General features: G+C 65.4%; 17 protein-coding genes. 14 read left to right on the forward strand and 3 right to left on the reverse strand.

Annotation, left to right across the window (positions count from 1 at the left end):
- Positions 1 to 8 precede the first annotated feature (8 nt).
- On the reverse strand, positions 9 to 1,133 hold the full coding sequence (locus E6K76_07875) for a hypothetical protein (GenBank protein ID TMQ58417.1): 1,125 nt from the start codon (positions 1,131 to 1,133) through the stop codon (positions 9 to 11).
- A gap of 207 nt (positions 1,134 to 1,340) precedes the next feature.
- Here E6K76_07875 and E6K76_07880 point away from each other — a divergent pair, with 207 nt between their 5' ends.
- The 6 genes from E6K76_07880 (at position 1,341) to E6K76_07905 (ending at position 6,483) form a co-directional block, all read left to right on the forward strand.
- A complete protein-coding gene (locus tag E6K76_07880; GenBank protein TMQ58418.1) occupies positions 1,341 to 2,531 on the forward strand; it encodes a hypothetical protein in 1,191 nt (396 codons plus the stop codon).
- A complete protein-coding gene (locus tag E6K76_07885) occupies positions 2,494 to 2,850 on the forward strand; it encodes a hypothetical protein (protein TMQ58419.1) in 357 nt (118 codons plus the stop codon). The genes E6K76_07880 and E6K76_07885 overlap by 38 nt, the downstream gene beginning before the upstream one ends.
- A 143-nt stretch (positions 2,851 to 2,993) precedes the next feature.
- Positions 2,994 to 4,088, forward strand: coding sequence for a hypothetical protein (locus tag E6K76_07890; protein TMQ58420.1), 1,095 nt, complete (start codon positions 2,994 to 2,996; stop codon positions 4,086 to 4,088).
- Positions 4,089 to 4,137: 49 nt separating this feature from the next.
- Positions 4,138 to 5,082, forward strand: coding sequence for a zinc ABC transporter substrate-binding protein (locus E6K76_07895; GenBank protein ID TMQ58421.1), 945 nt, complete (start codon positions 4,138 to 4,140; stop codon positions 5,080 to 5,082).
- Complete coding sequence (locus E6K76_07900; GenBank protein TMQ58422.1) at positions 5,079 to 5,969, forward strand: metal ABC transporter permease; 891 nt, start codon at positions 5,079 to 5,081, stop codon at positions 5,967 to 5,969. Before E6K76_07895 ends, E6K76_07900 begins: the two co-directional genes overlap by 4 nt.
- A gap of 151 nt (positions 5,970 to 6,120) precedes the next feature.
- Complete coding sequence (locus E6K76_07905; protein TMQ58423.1) at positions 6,121 to 6,483, forward strand: hypothetical protein; 363 nt, start codon at positions 6,121 to 6,123, stop codon at positions 6,481 to 6,483.
- A gap of 25 nt (positions 6,484 to 6,508) precedes the next feature.
- Here E6K76_07905 and E6K76_07910 read toward each other — a convergent pair whose 3' ends face one another.
- Positions 6,509 to 7,594, reverse strand: coding sequence for a DNA topoisomerase VI (locus E6K76_07910; GenBank protein TMQ58424.1), 1,086 nt, complete (start codon positions 7,592 to 7,594; stop codon positions 6,509 to 6,511).
- Entirely contained in the window at positions 7,587 to 9,257 is a 1,671-nt protein-coding gene (locus E6K76_07915; GenBank protein TMQ58425.1) for a DNA topoisomerase VI subunit B, read from the reverse strand. Before E6K76_07915 ends, E6K76_07910 begins: the two co-directional genes overlap by 8 nt.
- 262 nt (positions 9,258 to 9,519) lie before the next feature.
- Between E6K76_07915 and E6K76_07920 the strand changes: the two genes are divergently transcribed.
- The 8 genes from E6K76_07920 (at position 9,520) to E6K76_07955 (ending at position 20,322) form a co-directional block, all read left to right on the forward strand.
- The gene (locus tag E6K76_07920; GenBank protein TMQ58426.1) at positions 9,520 to 10,986 is read left to right on the forward strand and encodes a hypothetical protein; all 1,467 of its coding nucleotides are present in this window, start codon (positions 9,520 to 9,522) and stop codon (positions 10,984 to 10,986) included.
- Positions 10,986 to 12,107, forward strand: coding sequence for a type IV pilus twitching motility protein PilT (locus tag E6K76_07925; GenBank protein TMQ58427.1), 1,122 nt, complete (start codon positions 10,986 to 10,988; stop codon positions 12,105 to 12,107). The genes E6K76_07920 and E6K76_07925 overlap by 1 nt, the downstream gene beginning before the upstream one ends.
- A gap of 34 nt (positions 12,108 to 12,141) precedes the next feature.
- Complete coding sequence (locus E6K76_07930; protein ID TMQ58428.1) at positions 12,142 to 12,882, forward strand: hypothetical protein; 741 nt, start codon at positions 12,142 to 12,144, stop codon at positions 12,880 to 12,882.
- A 28-nt stretch (positions 12,883 to 12,910) separates the two neighbouring features.
- Positions 12,911 to 13,612 carry an HAD family hydrolase gene (locus E6K76_07935; GenBank protein TMQ58429.1) on the forward strand — a complete coding sequence of 234 codons (702 nt, stop codon included), beginning with the start codon at positions 12,911 to 12,913 and terminating at the stop codon, positions 13,610 to 13,612.
- A gap of 229 nt (positions 13,613 to 13,841) precedes the next feature.
- A complete protein-coding gene (locus tag E6K76_07940; protein ID TMQ58430.1) occupies positions 13,842 to 16,100 on the forward strand; it encodes a hypothetical protein in 2,259 nt (752 codons plus the stop codon).
- The gene (locus tag E6K76_07945; GenBank protein ID TMQ58431.1) at positions 16,057 to 17,775 is read left to right on the forward strand and encodes a tetratricopeptide repeat protein; all 1,719 of its coding nucleotides are present in this window, start codon (positions 16,057 to 16,059) and stop codon (positions 17,773 to 17,775) included. The genes E6K76_07940 and E6K76_07945 overlap by 44 nt, the downstream gene beginning before the upstream one ends.
- A gap of 10 nt (positions 17,776 to 17,785) precedes the next feature.
- The gene (locus E6K76_07950) at positions 17,786 to 18,868 is read left to right on the forward strand and encodes a HEAT repeat domain-containing protein (GenBank protein ID TMQ58432.1); all 1,083 of its coding nucleotides are present in this window, start codon (positions 17,786 to 17,788) and stop codon (positions 18,866 to 18,868) included.
- Positions 18,869 to 18,870: 2 nt separating this feature from the next.
- Positions 18,871 to 20,322 (forward strand): glycosyltransferase family 2 protein, encoded by a 1,452-nt coding sequence (locus tag E6K76_07955; protein ID TMQ58433.1) that lies wholly within the window; start codon positions 18,871 to 18,873, stop codon positions 20,320 to 20,322.
- The last annotated feature ends 40 nt before the right edge of the window (positions 20,323 to 20,362 follow it).

Here is a 20,362-nt window from a genome sequence, read left to right on the forward strand (position 1 = left end):
GCCCCTCGCTAGAACATGAACGCGGCGCCGAGATTCACGCGATCGACCTTCGCGCCGGTGCCGTCTTTCCAATGCTCGATATCACCCTTGAACGCGACCTTCTCCATCGGGTAATAGGAGGCGCCGGCGGTCGAGACGGTCCGCCCGGCGGCGGGATCACGGATGAATCCCGCCGGGATCTCCTCGTTCGTGTCGAGATCTTCATGGCGACCGAAGAGAACGAGCGACCGTCTTCCTTCGGTGCGGTCTCGGCGCAGCACGTCATAGGCCGCCTCGACGTACCAGCCCTGCATCGCCGACCCGATCGTCTCGCTGACAAAGGCGCTCACCCTGTCCGCGCCATCCAGCGTGACCCGCGCGTAGTTGCCGCGAAGATCGAATCCGGCGCGACGATACCGCGCGTCCGCGCCCAGGAGCTCCACGGTCACCTTCCCCAGTCCCGGCGTTCGCTGGTCCGCGCCGCCGTAGTACGCCGAGCCGGCGAGCATGAACCCGCGGGCCGGCGCGATCTCGAGGCGGCCGACGCCGGCCAGGTCATCCGCCTTGGATTCGGACCCCTTGGAGCTCACGTCGTGCAATCCGCCGATCGAGGTGATCCTCGTGGCATCCAGACCCGCCGTGACGTACGCCCGGTAGCTCGCTTTCCCTGACCACGCCTGTCCGGCGAAGCCGGTGCCGTTCTCCTGCCAGGTGGTCGGGATGATGAAGCGCTCCACGTAGGGACGCTCCACGCTGTAGTAGAGCGGGGGCTCGTGGGATTCGTTCAGCGGCCCGACCGGCATGAGGAGGCTTCCAACCCGGACCGCGAGGGTCGGCGATAGGTCGCACTCGAGGAATGCTTCCTCCAGCTCGATCTCGCGGGCCGCGTGCTCGTAGTCGAGCTCTCCTTCCACGCGCATCTTGGCCGAGAACTCGTACTCCCAGCCGAGGACGAAGCGGTGAAAATCGAGCCCGTTCCCGGCAGCCGGCGACATGGCGTCGATCTTCGGGTTGTTGTAGTGGATCTCCCCGTAGCCGTGAAACTGGAGCCTATCCGTTTCCTCGGCGCTCGCGCCCTGCACAGGAGCCGTACGCCCCGTCAGGATCGCAACCGAGACCACCACCGTCACAGCCTGCATTGCCCCGAATTTCAACTGTACGCCGATCCCTTGTATGCCCCGCGGCCTCCAGAATCGAAGCCCCGTGGCGGTTCCGTCGTGATTCGCTTGTGAGATAGAACCCCAGTTAGTGCCTTATCCGGAGCGCGTAGAATCCTCTGTGACGCTCGCAATTTCAACAGCAAAGATGGGCGTGTGGAACGGCCCTTGCGCCGCACCTGATCCCGTGGTACCGCTTCTCGAATGAATTTCGGGAAGGTGGCCTTCGGCACACTTCTCCTCGCCGCCGGCGCGCTTCTTCTCGCGATCCGGCTGGGGTTCGTCCCGACCGACACCCTCGCCTTTCTTCTGCGGTTCTGGCCGGTCCTTCTCATCGCGTTCGGTCTCGCGTTCCTGGCGGGCGCGCTCAAGAACCCGCTCCTGGGATGCCTGGCCTCGATCCTGATCCTGGGGGGCATCGCGTTCGGTGCCTTGTGGATCGCCCACCGCCACAAGGAGGGCAAGGTTTCCCATGGCGCGGCCGCGATCGATCTCGGAACGTCGAAGGTGGGATCGCTCACCGTGCGCGTGCGCACCTTCGCGGGGAGCTTCGGCGTCGAGGGCGCTCCGGCCAAATCGCGTACCCTCGCGATTCATGTCCGGAACTTTGCGGGGGACTCGGCCGGCGGCTACCGATTCTTCGCCTCGGGAAAAACGGGGGTTTTCGAATGGCCGCGGCGCCTGGACGGCCTCGGCCTTGCGCCCCTGGGCGCCGGGGTGGACCTCCAAGTACCGGAGGCGATTCCTGTGTTATTCGATTGGCGCGGACGATTCTCGTCGATGCGCGCGGATCTCACCCGTCTCATGCCCGTGCGGTGTCGATTCCACGCGGCCTTCTCGTCGCTCCGGTTGGACCTCGGGGACGCCGGGCGGCCGGATGAGATTCGCATCGGGGGGTTTCTCTCGAGCGCCCGCATCGAGATACCACCGGATGTACCCGTGCAGGTCGTGGCTCGCTCCACGCTGATCATGAAGGCGCTTCCCCCGGATTTCGTGGAGCGCGCGCGGGGGCGCGGCAAGGGACGCGTGTACGCAGCCGAGGGGCGAGGTCGTCTGGTGAAGATTTTCGTGGAGGGGGATCTCCTTCACATCACAATCGAGCGTACCCGGGGGGAAGGAGTCGTACATGGCCGGAGCCGGCAAGTCGAGCCTCGCGTTTCCACTGATCCTGATCGTGGTCGGAGCCATGCTGCTTCTGAAAGAGTTCGGCTATCTGCACGGAAATATCTTGCGCTATTGGCCGGTGCTCCTGATCGTCTGGGGTCTCGGGATGATCTGGGCGGCGCGGAAGGGGTGAGGGGGCCAGGGATTCACCGTCGGGGGCCAGGGCCTCGGAACTTACGATCGGACTATGGGGTTGACAAGACAAGGCTTCGCGAAGGAAGCTCGGTTTGAGTCGGCCGTCGATCCAACGCAGGGGAACATCCTGAATACTCTGAGCCACATCCGTCGCTTCGACACCTGGTTCCGCGGGTTGCTCGTGCTCTACCTCTTGAGCACCCTCTTCCTCGCCGCGGAGCACCAGCACCACCGCCTCCAGACCGACAACTGCGCACTCTGCACGATTTCCCACACGCCCGCGACGGTCGCCTCGAGCGTCGATCACCAGACGGCCCCCGCGAACACTGAATACGTCCTCGCGATTACCGCAGATCAGGGCTGGGAGTCCCAGTCTCACCGCACCACTCGGAGCCGCGCTCCACCCCTAGTCTAAATCTCCGCAGTCCGGCGCATAGCCCCGCGCGCAGGTATTCGCGCCCATCCGAGCTGTGCGCCCATTCGAACCACACCGTCTGGTGGAATTCCGCCCGCGGTGAGGTTGCTCCGTTCCAACCACTCCCGGGAGGTTCCGTGCGCATGAGCCTTCGCATGTTTTCATGTCTCGTCGCCGCGCTGATTTGCGCGCCGACATTCGCGACCGCCCAGACGCGGTCGATGTTCTCGAACCTGGCCAACCCGTCCATCGGAATGAACGCCCTCTTCTCCGGGCAGGCTGCACACAACCTGGATCAGCCCTATGGTCTCCATTTCGACGAAGCGGAGATCAGCCTCATCTCCGTCGTGGATCCGTACTGGACGCTCGTGAGCAACATCGTCTTCCTCGACGGCGGATCGGTGGACCCGGAGGAGGTCTGGGTCCGCACCACCAGCATCCCCGCGATTCAACTCAAGCTGGGAAAGATCCGCGGCATGTTCGGGAAGCACGGGCTGCTCCACACGCACGCGTTTCCGTTCATCCAGGCCCCGGTCATCATGCCCAACACCATCGGCGAAGAAGGATTCAAGGACGCCGGTCTGGAAGCCGCGTGGCTCACCCCGCTGCCCTGGTTCGCCGAGTTGACAGGAGGCTTCTACGAAGGAATCGGCGCCGATGGCGACCATCCACTCGATTTAGGGTCCACCCGGCACGACAATGTCCCGTTTCTGGACCATTTCAAGAACCAGTTCGACCTGAACGACGCTACGACGCTGGAGGTCGGACAGTCCTTCATGCAGGGCCGCGGGAGCGACGGGTTCATCCACTCCGCCCTAGGGGCGGACGTGACCATCCGGAACGTGCCGCCGAAGAATTCGAACCGGCGCGGATGGATTCTGCAGGGCGAATACATCCAGAAGGGTTCGAGGGCCGGGGGGACCTACCGCAGGGAACAGCACGGCGGGTATGCGTCGTTCCAGTATCGTCTTTCGCAAGTCTGGTGGGCAGGCATCCGCGGCGAGCAGGCCCGCCAGAGCTTCACGGACTTTCTCGTCGACACCGCGGGAGATCCGATTCCAGGCAAGGTGACGCGGGGCAACGCCAACATCCAGTGGATGCCCTCGGAGTTCTCGTTCGTTCGATTCGAATACAGCCACGCCAAGGCGGACAACGGAGCTGGGATCAATCCGACGGACGACCGCTTCATGGTTCAAATGAGCTATACGATCGGTTACCACCCGGCCCACGCGTACTGAAAGCATCGACGAGCCGCAGAACGCGCGAGCCTAGGAAGCACAGGATTCTATGGAGGATTCTATGAAGGCGCTGATTCGATGGATGTTGGTATTGATACCAGGGCTGTTGGCGACCGCGCCAGCCTATGCCGATCTGAAGGTCGCCACCTCATTGACCGACCTGGCTTCCGTCGCCCGATTTGTCGGCGGGAAGCACGTGTCGGCTCAGAGCCTCTGCCGAGGCTACGAAGACCCGCACTTCGTCCCGGCCAAGCCCAGTCTCATGAAGGCGATTCAGCACGCCAACGTCTTCGTGTCGGTGGGCCTGGAACTTGACGCCGGCTGGTTGCCGCTCGTGCTTCCTGGAAGTCGCAATTCCAAGATCCAGCCGGGGACGAGCGGTTTCGTGGATGCTTCCGAAGGCATCGACGTGCTCGAGAAGCCCGTGGGAACGGTCAGCCGCGCCGAGGGGGACATCCACCCGCTCGGCAATCCGCATTACTACGTCGACCCGAAGAGCCTCGAGGTCGTGGCCGACAAGCTCGCCGAGGTCTTCTCCCGGCTCGACCCGGCGAACGCGGCCGACTATGCCGCGAACGCCAAGGCATTCGACGAAAGGATGGAGACGTCCCTGGCCAAGTGGGAAAAACAGATGGCGCCCTACAAGGGGGCGTCGATCGTGACCTACCACACGAATTTCGCGTACTTCGCCAATCGCTTCGGACTCAAGCTGTTCGGCAACGTCGAGCCAAAACCCGGCATCCCACCCACGCCCCGGCATATCGCCGAGCTTGCGGATGCCATGAAGAAGGCCGGCGTCAAGGTTGTGGCGTACCAGCCCTACTACAGCGCTGCAGCCAGCCGACAGTTGGCGAGCAAGGCCGGCGGGGTCGCGGTCGAGATCGCCACCGAGGCCGGCGGCCTGCCCGGGACGGACGACGTCTTCTCCAAGTTCGACGTCCTGGTCTCGTCGGTGGCGGGGGCGCTGTCCGGAAAGTCGGGAGGTGCCCAGTGAGCTTCCTTACCGTGATGACGCTGCCGCTGTTGGCCTGTCTTCTGTTGGCCCTGATTCTCCCGACGCTGGGCCGGCACGTGCTCGCCCGGGGCGTGATCTTCGTAGATCTCGCACTCGCGCAGATCGCGGCGCTGGGCCAGAGCGTCGCGTACCTGCTAGGGGCCGAGCCGCATGATCCCAGCATGTATTACTGGGCCTTCGGATTCACGTTGCTGGGCGCCGCCTTGTTCAGCTTCCTCTGGGACCGGAGCCACTCGGTGCTGCAGGAAGCCTTCATTGGGATCTCGTTCGCGGTGGCGACCGCCGCCACGTTGCTGATGCTGACGAACGCCCCGCACGGAGCGGAGCACGTGCAGGGGACACTGAGCGGGGAGGCGCTCGGTTGGGTCACTTGGCGTGACATTGTGATCATGCTGGCGATCTACACGGTCGTCGGCGCCTTCCTCTACTTCGCCCGCAGGAAGCTTCGGGTCTGCTCCGAAGATCCCGCGCGCGCCAAGGCCATGGGACTGTCGGTCAAGAAGTGGGATTTTTTGTTCTACGCGGCGTTCGGCCTCGTGGTCACGAGTTCGGTGAAGGTCTCGGGCGTGCTGGCCGTGTTTTCCTACCTGATCGTACCGATCGTGTGCTCGACCCTGCTCGCCCGGAGAGGCCGCGCCCGGATGTATTGGGCCTGGATCATCGCATTCGGGGCCTCCGTTCTGGGCGCAGTGTTTTCCTACCTCAAGGACTGGCCGATGGGTGCCACGATCGTGTGCCTGTTCGGGGTGACGGTGGCGGTCGTTTCGCTGTCGGTCCGCATGAAGTACGTGGAAGCCAAGGCGAAGGTGGACCAACCCGCGAGGCCGGAACTTCGATCGACGAGCGCCGATGCGATCCACCAATGACCGGCTCTTGCCGTCTCCCGGACGCGCCTTATAGCCCGCAGTTCGGTTCCGGACGGCGGGCGTGGAGGCTCATGGACACGACTGAAACCCGCCGACCTGTGCTAGCGTAAGGGCATCAAGGCTCCTTTGGTCCCTCCCTCGGAGAGAACCCATGTCCCGACGTGCCGGAATCTGGATCGCGGCCCTGGTCCTCATCTCGCTGGTGATGGGGGTCCTTTGGACCATCCGGCTCGCTCCCCCCTCTCCCGCTCCCTGGTGGTGGGGGAAGGAGACGGCCCTTCACGTCGAGGTCTGGGAGCCCGGGAAGGACATGGCCACGGTCGCCATGACGATGCCGAAAAAGACGATCGACACGATGTTCGCGCTGGGCCTCCCCGCCGAAATCAGCGCGGGCGGCCACAAAATCCGTCTGAACGAAGTTCGTTCCAAGATCGAGCGCCTTCCGCGCGGGGAGAAACTCACGGTGCGGGAGGGCGGCGCGACCTTCTACCTTTGGCTCGATGTGAAGAAGTGAGCCGGGGAGGGAGCAGGACCCCGCCCTAGGGCAAGAACTTCTCCGGGTGCGCGATCTTCTGCGGCAGATACTTGTCGATCACGTAGTTCAACCCGTGCGCGGCCAGGGCCTGCTGCTCCGCGCGGACCCCCATCGAGACCAGATGCTCGATCGCCTTCGCCCATTCTTTGTGATGCAGGAAGAAGGGGTCGTTCTTGAGCGCGTCCTTGGCCCGCTTCACGTCCACTTCCTTCAGAGGGTGCGTCGGTAGCTTGTAGTCGATGATGTCTTGGGGTGTGATACCCAGGAAGCGCGCCTGCGGCACGCAGAAGAACTCGTTGATGTGCGCCGCGTTCCCCGAGCCGACCTTGAATGTGCGATAGATGTTGCTGATCCCGTAGGGATCTCCGTCCACGAAGACGTAGACCGGGATCTTCTTCACGTCGGCGAGACGCCGGATGAAGCGTCTGCAGGCACGCGTCGGCACCCCCCCCATCGAGACCAGGACGCAGTTCGCCGTCTTCCAGTAGCCGTGCTTCACGAGCCGCTGGAACATCCCCGCGGTCTCGATCACCAGAATGAACTTGGCCTTGGTCTCGAAGCCCAGGTCCTCGACCGAGATCGGAATCGAGTAGGCGCCGGAGCCGAACTTGGTGCAGTCGATCTGGATCGTCTTCCCCGTGTTGGGATCTTTGTCGATCACGATCAGGTTCCCCGCGACGTCCCCTCCCTTTTCCTCGGGGACGAACCCCAGCTGCTCGCGGTTCACCTCGAAGAGCGCCTCAACGTCGTCCATCACGGTATCGGACTCCGTTTGCTCCAGAAAGCGCGCCTCGTCCCAATTCTTCGAGACGTAGTACGCCTCGCGCTTCGTCGCGATGTCGTCGGTTTCCACGAGGGTCTTCGAGAGGGCCATCATGCGAAGCGTCTGGGCGAACGTTTTCACGGTGTTCACGGTCAACGTCCGCTCCTTCTTGCGTCCGCGGATCTCGAAGTACCCTTCCTTCTCGAGATAGCGCACGTTCGCCAGGGATCGGATCGGGAATCGAAGGGAGGGCTTCTTCCTTTTCAAGATAGACTCCTCGACCCCTTTCGCCTCCTTCTTGATCTTCGGTACGACGCTCTCACTCATTTTTCCGGCTCCGTTCCAAAGTGTCTTTCAGGGTCGCGCAGACCTTCTCTTTCCGTTTGTCGTCGATTCCGAGAATCTCCTGGAGCGCGATCCCGATATGGGGAATGTATTTTTCGATGTACGAACGCTTCTTCTCTGCGTCCGCCTCACGCAGCCCGCGTCGGATGTAGAGCCCGAGCTTCCGGCCCACGTCCTGAAGGGCAAGCCGGATTTCCTTCATGATCTCGGGGTAGGAGGCGACCGCCTCCTTGCTCTCCGAAGTGAAGGGCACCCAGACCGAGGCGATGTGCACCATCAGGACCATCGGCGCCGACGGGAGCGCGCCCCGCGCCTGCTGGATCCCGTACGTTTTCCACGTGGTCTGGACCACCGATTTCGTCACCGCGCAGGCGGACTGCTGGTACAGGAGCGGCACCCGGTTCGCGAATCGCAAGAGCGTCATCAGCTCGTCCGCCGGGAGATGGCCGCCGCCATAGGCAAGGGCCGCCTCGACCAGGAACGGATTCCCGCGATACACCGCGGGGCTGCGGGAGGTGGCGGCGTAGAAATCGGCCGTGACCTGCTTCCTGAGCCCCTCGAGAAGAAGCTCCTCGCCGATCGGAGAAAGCACGTTCGACTGCGGCGCCATGAGCTTCGCGGCCTGAATCGCCGTGTAGAGCGCCTCCGCCTGCTCGCGGGCCGCCTTGTGCGGCGACATCGACGGGGAGAGGCCGGCGGCTTTCGCGATTTCCTCCGCGACCGGGGAGCTCACGCGCGAGAACTCGGTGTGGAGAAAGGATCCGATGTTCCGCGCCTTGGTCTCGTGGAGCATCTTGAGGAGGATTCCCAGCTCGATCCCGTGGGGGTGCGGCTTGATCTCGAGCGGCGCCCTGGGAAGATGCTCCGCGACACGCGGGTACTCGCGCCGCTCCCCGTCGGGAGCCGTGTACGCCACCCGGGCGTGCGGGTTCGCGATCGCGGTCTGCTCGACGTAACCGTCGACCGAGTGGCGGCCTTTCTTGTACGTCGCCTCGATCTCGAGCTCGACCCGTGTTCCGTGGGCGATCTCCCCCTTTTCGCCGCTCGAAGGATCGACGTCTTTCCAATCCCGCTCCCGGTCCGAGACGACGACAGGCTGATTCCGCTTGGTGTCGATCTGAATCTCGAACTCGTGCGCCGGCTTGGTCGGTCCGGTTTTCGAGACGATCCGGATCGGCTTGCCCGTCGTAAGCTGTCCGTACATGCCCGCCGCGGAGATCCCGATCCCCTGCTGGCCGCGCGCCTGCCGCAGCGTGTGGAACTTTGAGCCGTAGAGGAGCTGGCCGAAGATCTTGGGGATCTGGGCCTTCACGATGCCGGGGCCGTTGTCTTGGACCGAGACGCGGTACCGCGTCTCGGAAATCTCCCCGATCTCGATCACCAGGTCCGGCAGGATGCCGGCCTCTTCGCACGCATCGAGCGCGTTATCGACGGCTTCTTTGACCGTGGTGAGGAGGGCCTTCGCGGGGCTGTCGAATCCGAGGAGATGGCGGTTCTTGGTGAAGAACTCGCTGACCGATATCTCGCGCTGGCGAGCCGCGAGATCGTGGGCGGTCAGGCGAACGACGGGCTTGGGGGCGGCCTTCTTGCCGACCCGGCCGAACTTTTCTTTCCGAGCGATCCGCTTGAGCTGTGGTTGCGCCATGGCCTCCCTTGTTGTCGGATGGAGCCGCGAGAACCTGAACCCGCGAGAACCCGGGTCGCCGAGAATCTAACCGCTTTTGCATCCCGGCGGCTACCTATTTGCTAGCTGGCGCCCATCCAAGAGCATCCGCTCGATCCCCCAAAGCCCCTCTGCGCGCGTCGCTTGAGACGGATCGACGGCCCCTCCGACCCGGTGGCACATGCCTTGCGATTTACCGCATCGCGGGAACCGTTCGTTCCACCCAGGCGGCGAGGTGTGAACCGTGACCAGGTCCAATATTCCGACGAGAACCCTGACTTCCATCCTCGTCGAGAGCGGAATCGTCACCGAAGCCCAGGTCGAGCAGGGGCTCGTGCGCCAGCGCGAAACCGGGAATCTCATAGGAGAGAGCCTGGTCGAGCTGGGCTTTACCTCCGAGGAGAACATCGGCTGGGCGCTCTCGAAACAGCTCGGCATTCCCTATGTCGACGTGCGCCCCGAGGCCATCGATTCGGAGCAGGTGCGCCGGTTCCCCGAGCAAGTGCTGCGCAGGGTTCAAGCCGTGCCGCTCTTCGGTTCACGGAGCGAGCTGACGGTCGCCATGGCGGATCCGACCGACCAGGACGCCGTGGCGGAGTTGCGCCAAATCGTGGGCGGGTCCCTGTCCCTCGTCATCGGTGCCCCCGGCTCGCTGCGCAGGGCCATCGACGCGGTCTACGGAGGGCGGAAAGAGGGGGGCGCGGCGGCGGAGACCGCGAAGGTCACTGCTGGCGATGCCGGCTGGGAGACCGTTCGCCGCGACGTCGTCTGGGACCGGGCGGGCACGAACTTTCTCCTGTTTCATTTACACACCGCGCGCCGAAAGAACGCGTCCGAAATCCACTTCCTCCCCGCGGAAGGAGCCCTCTCCGTCCTGTATCGAACCGACATCGGACTGGAGCTGCAGCCCGCGGAGCGCCCCGAGGCAGCGCTGTACTTGAGAGCCCGCCTCGGCGTGCTGGGTATTTTCGATCTCGAGGGAACGAGGGACGTCGTCTCGGCAGGCTCCGTTCCGGTCGAAGTCGGCGGGGACCGCATGGTCTTGAACGTGTCCCACTGCCGGACCTCCTCCGGCATCGCGACCGTGGTGCGGCTCTCCCCGCGCCCCACGGAGGTGCCCGAGTTGAACACCCTCGGCGTTTCTCCGGTCGCGGAGGCCGAGATACGCGACATGGTGGACGGACCGGAGGGAATCGTGATCGTCCATGGGCCGCCGCGCTCGAACGGCTCGCTCGTTCTCGCGTCGTTGGCTTCGCTGGCCGCCCGTCCGGAGAGGCGCATGCTCGCCATCGAGCCGAACGGGGCCGCACCCTATCCAGAGTCGGTGGGCCGCGTGATCTACGGCAAGCGGGAGGAAGCGCTCGCCAACTGGGCCGAGCTGGTCGTAGGGCAGGGCACCGACGTCGCCATCCTCGACGATTTCCTCCTCGGGGACGCCGTCGGAGAGGCGCTGGGCGGCGCCTCGGTCGGGCGGCTCGTGTTCGTGCGAACCGATTGGCTCGACGGAAAGGCGCTCCTTTCGTATCTGGCCAGAAGCCGCCACGGGCGCGCCGTCCTCGCCGATCGGCCGTTCGCTCTGCTCGGCCTGCCTGCGGCGAGACGGGACGGCGCTTCGGTCTGGGACGTTCCCGAAAGCGGGACCGGGGGCATCACCGCGACCATCCTGACGGACGAGGATCGCGACTCGATCATGAACGAGAACCTCCCCTGATGCCCCAAACCATCGCGTCACTCCTCACGTCCACCCGGGACGCGGGGGCCTCGGATCTTCATCTCTCGGCGGGGATGCCGCCGCTTGTCCGCATGCGCGGGGAGATGGTCCGCGCCAACCTGCCCGCTCTGAGCGCGGACGAGACGCGCACGATGCTCTACGAGATCATGAGCCCGGACCAGCGCGCCCATTTCGAAACTCACAACGAAATCGATTTCGGATTCGAGATACCGGAGGTCGCGCGCTTCCGAGCCAACGTGTTCACGCAACGGCGCGGCCCCGGCGCCGTATTCCGAGTCATCCCGACCAAGATCCGAACGCTCGAGGAGCTGGGGTGCCCGCCGGTCCTGCGCGAGATGGCGATGAAAGAGCGCGGGCTCGTGCTCGTGACGGGACCCACCGGCAGCGGAAAGTCGACGACGCTCGCCGCGATGATCGATTACCTGAACTCGAACAAGCAGGGCCACATCATCACCATCGAAGACCCGATCGAGTTTGTGCACGAGAGCAAGAAATGCCTCATCAACCAGCGGGAAGTCGGGGGGCACACGAAGGATTTCGCCACAGCGCTCAGGAGCGCTCTCCGGGAAGATCCGGACTGCCTGCTGGTCGGCGAGCTCCGGGATCTCGAGACGACCTCGCTCGCGATCACCGCCGCCGAAACAGGACACCTCGTCTTCGGAACGCTCCACACCAATTCCGCCGCCAAAACGATCGACCGGCTCATCGACGTCTTCCCCGGGGACCGCCAGTCCCAGATCCGGACGATGCTGAGCGAGTCCCTGGAGGGCGTGATCGCCCAGACCCTGATCCCTACGGCCGACGGGAAATCCCGGGTCGCCGCCCTCGAGATCCTGATCGGGATCCCGGCGCTTCGAAACTTGGTGCGCGAGGAAAAGACGGCCCAGATCCTGAGCATCATGCAAGTAGGAGCCCAACATGGAATGCAGACCCTGGACCAAGCACTCAAAGATTTGGTCACGTCAGGCAAGATCACCCGGGATGAGGCGCTCAAGCGCACGACGAATCCACGCCTGTTCGAAGCCTCGGGCGCCGGTGTCAGCGCGGGCCCGGCGGGCGCGGGAGCTCGAGCCGCGGCGGGTGTGGGAGCCCGGGCTTGACGCGGCTCGCCGAGCGGTGGTACCAATGCGGCCGGTGACCAAGCTGCTGGCTCTGGCATTCCTCGCCGTCACGGCTCCGCATTTCTCCTCCGGCGCGCTCGCGGAGGAGGCGCCGAATGAAATCCGTCTCGGGCATCCGCCGCCGCCCGCGCCCAAGCCCGATCAGGCCGAAGTGCGCGCCGTCGAGCGATTTCTCGCAGCGAGACAGACCGCGAGCCTCGACCGTTCCCGGGAAGCGGCGGCCCGGCGCATTCTCGCGGGAGGGGCCAAGGTCGATCCCGCGACGCTCGCCGGGGAGCGCGGGGAGACGCTCATGGCCTTCGACTTCAACGATGGCGCGATCGTTCACCTGGCTTCGGGACGGTTCCGCCTTCCGGTGTATCTCCTGTTCGCAGACCGCGACGGAAGGGTCACGAGGAGCCGCGACGAAGAGCTCACGTTCGAGGGCGGGCGCGGCGCTTTTCTCTGCGCGTCGATCAAGGTAAGGGGCGTGATGAGCTGGGATTCCGGGGAGGTCGCCAAGACCGCCGACCGGCTCAAGGCGAGCGAAGCGCTCGAGCGCGCCGATGATTTCCTCCGGGCCTGGGCCAAGCGCCAGACCCGACCGGCCGGCTATTCGATCTCGGATCTTTATGCCGCCGATCCGGCGAGGGTCGTGATTCCCTGTCTTCGCTTCACGGCGCAGCCCGGAAAGCGCGGCTATGATGTGACCGATTTGCCGCTTATGATGAGCAGAGGTCCGAAAGGGTACCAGCTCGAGCCGGCCGCCAATTAGAACGAGCACCACCGAGACCGAGATCAGGATGCGTCTCGCACTTTTCGACATCGACGGAACGCTCCTCCGCGAGGGCATCGCCCCCAAGCTTGCGTTCGCGCGGGCCCTCCGGGAAACCTACGATACGACAGGACCGGTCACCGGCTTCCGTTTCGCGGGCATGACCGATCCGCAGTGCGTGGTCGAAATCATGCGGATGGCGGGCGTGCCCGACGACGTGATCCTCGAGCGCAGGGGCGCGTGCCTGGACCGCTATGCCGGTCACCTGGCACGCGAGATGAAGAACCACGACGGCGCGAAGCTCTATCCGGGGGTCAAGGAGCTGCTCCGACACCTGAGCGGGCGGCCCGACGTGATCGTGGGCCTCCTGACGGGAAACGTTCATCGGGGAGCGATGCTCAAGCTCCGGCGGTTTGGCCTCGGCGAATACTTTCGCTTCGGCGCCTTCGGGGACGAGCACGAGAACCGCAGCATGCTTGCCCGGATCGCGCTCGAGAAGGCGGCGGGGCTCTTGGGGCGGCGCGTCACGGGAGGCGAGGCGACCGTGATCGGGGACACGCCGCGCGATGTCGAGTGCGCCCGCGCGATCGGCGCGCGGGCGGTGATCGTCGCGACGGGCCTCGCGTCGAGGGATGAGCTCCTCGCGGCCGAGCCCGACGCCATTCTGGATTCGTTCGAGAATCTCGAGGGGACCCTCCGGGCGATCCTCCCTGAACCGGGAGCCGAATAGAACCGCGGTTCTACCGAGTGCGCTCCCCTCTGGAGCTACGCGAGTATTGCGACAGCTTGGCACCTGACGGAGGGCCGGTCCGATCTCTCGTGCATGGCGCGCGGTCCCATCACTCCTAGTTCTCCTGAGCGCCGCTTCCTCCATCCGTGGCGGCGCTTCCGAGCCTTCCCGGTACGTCCGCGCGCGCGGAGACCGGTTCGAGGTCGTCACGGGCGGCGGCTCGCGTCCGATGTTCATCCGCGGCGTCAATCTTGGCGCAGGCACGGCCGGGCACTTCCCCGGAGAGTTCGCGATCACCAAGGCGGACTATCGCCGCTGGCTCCGATTCGCGCGGGCACTCCACGCGAACGCGATCCGCGTCTACGCGCTCCATCCCCCCGATTTCTATCAGGCGCTCAAGGAAGAAAACGAAGCGCACCCCAGGGAGCCCCTGTGGCTCTTTCAGGAGGTGTGGACCGAGCTTCCGGAGCGGAACGATTTCTGGGACCCGGCATTCATCCGGGGATTTGATTCGGAGATCAAGTCCTCCATCGACGCGATCCACGGAAACGCGGTGATCCCGCCGCGGCCGGGCCACGCGGCCGGGCGCTACGCGGCCGACGTCTCCCCCTACGTGGCGGGCTGGCTCCTGGGCCGCGAATGGGAGCCGTACGCCGTGCGCGTCACGCAGCGGACGCACCCCGGCGTGACCTCCTTCCGCGGAACCTTTTTCTCGGTCGAAGAAGGCACGCCGATGGAATGCTGGCTGGGGCGTGAGCTTGATCTGGCGGCGTCCTACGAGGCGGATCGCTACGGTCTGAGCCGTGCCGTTTCGTTCGTGAACTGGCCCACGCTGGACGTGATGCGCCATCCGACCGAAACGGAGCCGGGAGGGCACCAGGCCGAACACGACGAGGACGCGTTCTCGGTCGATCCTGGGAAGATTCGACCGATCCGGGGGCCCTCGCCGCTCAACCGGACGCTGGGCTATTTCGCGAACTATCACGTGTACCCCTACTATCCCGATTTCATGAATCTCGATCCGGGGTACTCGGCGTATCGCGACAAGCACGGGGCATGCAATTACGCCGGATATCTCGCGGATCTCAAGGCGCACACCCGGGGCATCCCTCTCCTCATCGGGGAATTCGGCGTTCCGACGAGCCGCGGCATCGCCCACCTGCAACCTCAGGGGATCAATCACGGCGGGATGTCCGAGGAGGAGCAGGGGCGACAGGATGTCCGCCTCGTCGAGGACATCCAGGGCACGGGCTGCGCCGGCGCGCTCTTGTTCGCGCTCTTCGACGAATGGTTCAAGGTGAACTGGCTGGTCATGCGCGCGGAGCAGCCGCGCGACCGTGACCCCTTGTGGCACAACCTGCTCGACCCGGAGGAGAGCTACGGGCTCATCGGTTTCGATCCGCCCTCCGTGATCCACGTGGACGGGAACCCCGAGGACTGGGCCGGAATCGCTCCGTACGCCACGGCCGCGGAGGGGGCGCTCCTTCGCGCGCTGTACGTCACCTCGGACCAAAACCGCTTCTATGTGCGGATCGATCTCGCGGAGGCTCCTCGGCGCGGCGGAGAGGGACCGCGAACCGGTCCGGCGCCCCCGCCGATGATCGGAGTCTCCCTCGACGTGCTCGATCCCAAGCGCGGCGACCGCGGGCTGCCCCGGCCCCTTCGCGCGACCTGGTCCCGCGGAGCGGAATTCGTGCTGCTGATCGATCCGGGGGACCTGCGCGACCGCGGGAAGCGCCCGCCCAGGGCCGAGCTTTTCATCGACAAGGCGATGAACTATTCGGTTTGGTCGCGTGTGCTCGTGGACGGGCGCTTTGAATCCAACACGAGCCCGTTCCGTCCCGTGGCGAACGTGGACGGACGTTATATCCCGCTCATCATCGAGACGAACCGCGAGCGCGTCTCCCGAAGCGGCAAGGTGTACCCGTCACGACACCTCGACTGGGGCCGCCTGGAGCTCGGCCGCGAGCCCTCGCGCGCTCCCGCCTGGCCGGGCGGCGATTCGACCTTTGAATACGATCCGCACGCCGAGTGGGCCATGGACGAGGCGCGCGAAACGATCGAGATCGCCCTTCCCTGGGGCCTCTTGAACGTCGGGGATCCCTCGAGCCGGGCCGTTCTGGATGACAAGCCCGCGACGAGCGAGGTCGAAGTCTCCCGGACGGAGGGCATCGGGCTCCTGGCATGGGCGACGAGGCTTCCCCTGTTCCGGGCCGATTCCCTCGGGCCGGCTCGGACGGGGCTCTCCGCACGGATCAAACCGGGCGAGGTCGATTTCCTGGGCCCGCCGGGCACCGCTCAAGGCGTTGTCGCACAAGAGCTTCGCGTGACCGCCCCCGAATCCAACTCCTATGTGTGGAAAGGATGGGAGATGCCGATGATCTCAGAGCGAATCAAGAAGTCTGCAAAGTGGTTGCGGGATTCTTTCGAGGGAATGGACGCCCGTGAGCAACGAAACCAAACGGACCTCGACGCGAAACGGGAATAGCAAGGCGGGGAAACCGCAGATTAGAAAGGCGGCGGCGGCGCGCGTGGCGCGCCTGGCGCTGGCCGGCCTGATCGGCTCCGCCCTGTTCCCGCTCGCCGCGGCCGCGCGCTCGGATCCACCCCTGTCGCCCCCCGGGTTGATGCCGACCTCCGAGGCGGCCGAGGATTCCGTGGCCCGATCCGACGAGGCCTTGCGGGCCGCGAGGGAGTCGAGCGACCGCAAGGATTTCAGTAGAGCCGCCGCCACCCTACGCGAGGCCCTGAGGGATGACCCCGAAAACAGGGAGCTCCTCTCGCTCCTCGCGCGCGTGCTCGCGTGGTCGCGGCATTTCGACGAGTCGATCGCTGCCTACCGCAAACTTCTCGCGCTCCATCCCGACGACGCGTTCGACAGGGCGGGGTACGCCCGGGCGCTCGCATGGTCGGGCCGGAGCGACCGGTCGATCGCCGAGTTCCGGCGGGCGATCGCGGCCGACTCCACGGATTTGGAAACCCGTATCGGCTACGCGCACGCTCTCTCCTGGAACGGCGATCTCGCCGGCGCATCGAGGGAATACCTGGAGGTGCTCAAGGCGGATCCCCGAAACGGCGACGCCTGGCTCGGGCTCGCTACCGTGGCCCGCTGGCGCGATGCGCCGACTGCGTCCGATGCCTTCACGGAGAAGGCGGCGTCGCGAGGCGCCGATGCCGAAGGGCTCAAGGAGGAGCGCGACGCGGTTCGCCTCGCGCTCCGTCCGGCGGTGGGAAGCGGGTGGCTGAGACACCGCGAGCGGCAGATCACATCCGATTCGACCGCGTTCAAGCTCGAGACCGTGGGCGGGTTCATCGACGGGCGCGCCACCCTGGCCCGCTCGGTCGGGATCCTGGTCCGTGGCTCGAGGCTCCACCAGTGGGAGAAGAACCCGGGCAACCCGCCGGACACGACCCTGAACTACGACCTGAACAGCACGGGAATCCGCGGCGACATGAGCTTCCTCCGGCGCTACCCGGTGCAGCTCGCCGCGGGGCTCGCGTACCAGCGGTTCGAGAGCAGAAATCCTCGCGTGCTCTACCCGTTGGGGCAGGACGACGACTTCTTCGGCTTCCACTCGCGGCTGTGGGGCTACTTCGGACGTTTCTCCCCGAGCCTCGGCGTGAGCCGGGATTTCGTCGCGATCAAGACGGTCGATGCCACGGGCGGAAACGTCCTCGTCCCGGGCGGCGTGACCGACGCGGGCCTGGACCTTCGCTGGGACTGGAGCGGGCGCGGCCACGCGGAGGGCTCCTTCTCCAGGGCAACCTACACGGACGACAACGAGCGCACGAGCGTGGCCGGATCCGTGGGATACCGCATCAACGCAAGGCAACCACGGCTCACCCTGGACTACGGGCTCACGTGGTCCGATTTCTCCAAGCCCTCCCCGAGCTACTTCACACCCCTCGAGAGCGTCAAACACGCGGCGGGCGTGACCGCTTCCGGCTACTCCGAGCGCGGGGCGCTCGACTACGGCGCCCGGTACGAATTCTCGTTCCTGACCTCGACGAACTTCGACGACATCGCCTCCAACGTCTGGTCCGCGTACCTGAACGGGACGGTTCTCGGCGAGATCCCGCTGGGCGTGGAGGGCTACTACTCCGTGGACAACCACTCATACGCCACCTGGGGGCTCACGCTCTCAGGTTCGGTGCGCTGGTGAGGAGGATGGCGTGATCGACTACCAGGCCCTCCTGGTCACTCTGGGGCTCCTTCTCTGCATCGTGGCGCTCACGACCATCGCCGCCATTGCGAACAAGATCTATTCGGACCGCGAGGAGTCCTCGAAACGCGCCTTCCTGGAGCGCTTGAGGAAGCAATTCCTGCTCTTGAAGACCGGGATTCCCGAGGACCGCGCCGAGGCGATGGGGCAGATCGTCCATGCGCTCTCGGGCCGCTGGTCCGAGTTGGCGGCGGACGAAGTGAGCCAGCTCGAGCTGGCGCTGCGTCTCGACGTGATTCAGGCGATCGAAGAGGCGGGCGTCGTCCCCCGCTATCTCCGGAATGCGAGAAGCCCCATGAAGTGGACCCGCGCCCACGCGCTCCGGGTCCTCGGGGAGCTCAAAGTGCCGAGCTCCGTGCCGACGCTCCTGAGGGCGCTCGAGGATAAGGACGCCGACGTGCGAAACGTCGCGGCGCGTTCGCTGGGCCGAATGAGGCTCCAGGCCGCCGAGGAGGCTCTCGTCCAGCTTCTGGGAAAGCATGATCAAGCGGTGTCGGCCCGGATCGCAGCGATCTGTATCGAGATGGGACCGCGCACCGCTCCCCTCCTGATCCGAACGCTCCGAGAGGGAGCGCCTAAGGCGCGCTTCTGGGCCGCGCGGATCCTGGGCGAGATCAAAGACGCGCGCGCCACGCGATCGCTCGGCGGCGCGGTCGCGGACAGGGAACCCGACGTTCGCTCCGCCGCGGTCTGGGCCCTCGGCATGATCGCCGACCGTGCCAGCGCATCCCTGGTCGAGCCCTTGCTCCGGGACCCGGTCTGGTACGTCCAGGCGCACGCGGCCGAGGCGCTCGGCCGCATCGGAGACGCCAACGCGATCCCGGCGCTCGCCGAGGCGCTCAAGGATCGATCGTGGTGGGTCCGTAGGAACGCGCTCGACGCGCTCGTGCGGATGGGGGAAGCCGCGAAGGCAGCGCTTCTACGGACGCTGAACGGGGAGGACCGCTTCGCCCGCGATTGCGCGGTGGAGGCTCTGATGACGCTCGGAATGCCGCTCCCGGAGACCGCGGTGAGCGACGGAGGAGGTTCCTAGAGATGCCGGCGCTCACCGCACCCGAATGGCTCCTACCCGCGGTCAACGTGATCAGCTTGGTGATCCTCATCTATTTCAGCGCGCTTCAGCTTGTGTTGTTCGGGCTCTTGATTCTCTCCTTCTTCGACATGCGTCGCCGGCTCGCTCAGAACTTCTACGCCGACTACGAGGCGGTCGCGAAGTCTCACTTCACCTTCCCGATCACGGTGCTCGTGCCGGCGTACAACGAGGAGTCGAACGTGGCCGCGGCCGTGCGTTCGGTGCTGTCCCTCGATTACCCGCAGCACGAGATCATCGTCATCAACGACGGCTCGACCGACGGGACCCTGGACCGGCTGCGCAGCGAATACAAGTTGTCGCCCCGCGATACCGTCTATCGCAAGAGCTTGCCGATCGTCGGCCCCATCCGCGGCATCTACCGCTCGTCCACGAATCCGAACCTCCTGGTCATCGACAAGGTGCACGCGGGAAAGAGCGCGGCGCTGAACGCGGGCATCAATCTTTCGCACTACCCCCTCGTCTGCACGATCGACGCCGACTCGCTCTTCCAGGAGAATGCCCTCCTGCGCGTCGTGCGCCCGTTCCTCGAGGATCCGGACCGCGTCATAGCCGTGGGCGGCCAGGTTCGGGTGGCGAACGGATGCAAGGTGGAACGCGGGCGCATCGTGCAGCCCCGGCTGCCGCAGAACATCCTCGCGGCCTTCCAGGTCGTCGAATACCTGCGCGCGTTCGTGGCAAGCCGGCTCGGGCTTTCGGCCATGAACAACCTGCTCATCCTCTCGGGCGTGTTCAGCCTATTCCGGAAGGATGTGGTGATCGAGGTGGGGGGCTACCGCTCGGACGTGGTCACCGAGGATATGGAGCTGGTCCTGCGCCTGCATCGCCACATGCGGGACCAGAAGCGACCCTACGTCGTCCAGTTCCTCCCGGACCCCATCTGCTGGACCGAGGTGCCGCAGAAGATAGGCGCGCTCGCGCGCCAGCGAAACCGCTGGCACCGCGGGCTGATCCACTCCCTCTGGATTCACCGCTCGCTCGCCTGGGGAAGCCGGTCGGGATCGTTGCGTTGGATCGGCCTGCCCTACTACGTCTTCTTCGAGGTACTTGGACCGATCGTGGAGCTGGTGGGCTACGTCCTGATCCCGATCGCGTTTTTCCTCGGGTTCCTCTCGCCGCTCTACTTTTGGGCCTTTCTCTTCCTGGCGATCACCTCGGGGGCATTCCTCTCCATCTCCGCGGTCTTCCTCGAGGAGCTCTCTTTCGGACTGTACCGGAGCTGGGGTGATTTCGCCCTCATGATCGGGGTCGGCGTGCTGGAGAACTTCTCCTACCGCCTCCTGACTCTCCTCTTCCGCCTCGGCGCCGTGCTCGATATCATTCTGGGGCGCGGAGGTTGGGGGAAGCAGGAGCGCGCCGGCTTCGACCGCATCGGTTCCTCCCCCGCCAAAGCCTGACCAGACGGCCGCGCCACTCTCCTGCCGGAAGGGGGTTTTT

The sequence above is a fragment of the Candidatus Eisenbacteria bacterium genome, from assembly GCA_005893275.1.
Classification (GTDB): Bacteria; Eisenbacteria; RBG-16-71-46; order SZUA-252; family SZUA-252; genus WS-7.

Bases quoted from the DNA above. Each gene is read 5' to 3' on its own strand.
- E6K76_07880 (TMQ58418.1), top strand. From the start codon at position 1,341: ATGAATTTCGGGAAGGTGGCCTTCGGCACACTTCTCCTCGCCGCCGGC.
- E6K76_07890 (TMQ58420.1), top strand. From the start codon at position 2,994: ATGAGCCTTCGCATGTTTTCATGTCTCGTCGCCGCGCTGATTTGCGCG.
- E6K76_07895 (TMQ58421.1), top strand. From the start codon at position 4,138: ATGGAGGATTCTATGAAGGCGCTGATTCGATGGATGTTGGTATTGATA.
- E6K76_07905 (TMQ58423.1), top strand. From the start codon at position 6,121: ATGTCCCGACGTGCCGGAATCTGGATCGCGGCCCTGGTCCTCATCTCG.
- E6K76_07910 (TMQ58424.1), bottom strand. From the start codon at position 7,594: ATGAGTGAGAGCGTCGTACCGAAGATCAAGAAGGAGGCGAAAGGGGTC.
- E6K76_07915 (TMQ58425.1), bottom strand. From the start codon at position 9,257: ATGGCGCAACCACAGCTCAAGCGGATCGCTCGGAAAGAAAAGTTCGGC.
- E6K76_07925 (TMQ58427.1), top strand. From the start codon at position 10,986: ATGCCCCAAACCATCGCGTCACTCCTCACGTCCACCCGGGACGCGGGG.
- E6K76_07935 (TMQ58429.1), top strand. From the start codon at position 12,911: ATGCGTCTCGCACTTTTCGACATCGACGGAACGCTCCTCCGCGAGGGC.
- E6K76_07940 (TMQ58430.1), top strand. From the start codon at position 13,842: ATGTTCATCCGCGGCGTCAATCTTGGCGCAGGCACGGCCGGGCACTTC.
- E6K76_07955 (TMQ58433.1), top strand. From the start codon at position 18,871: ATGCCGGCGCTCACCGCACCCGAATGGCTCCTACCCGCGGTCAACGTG.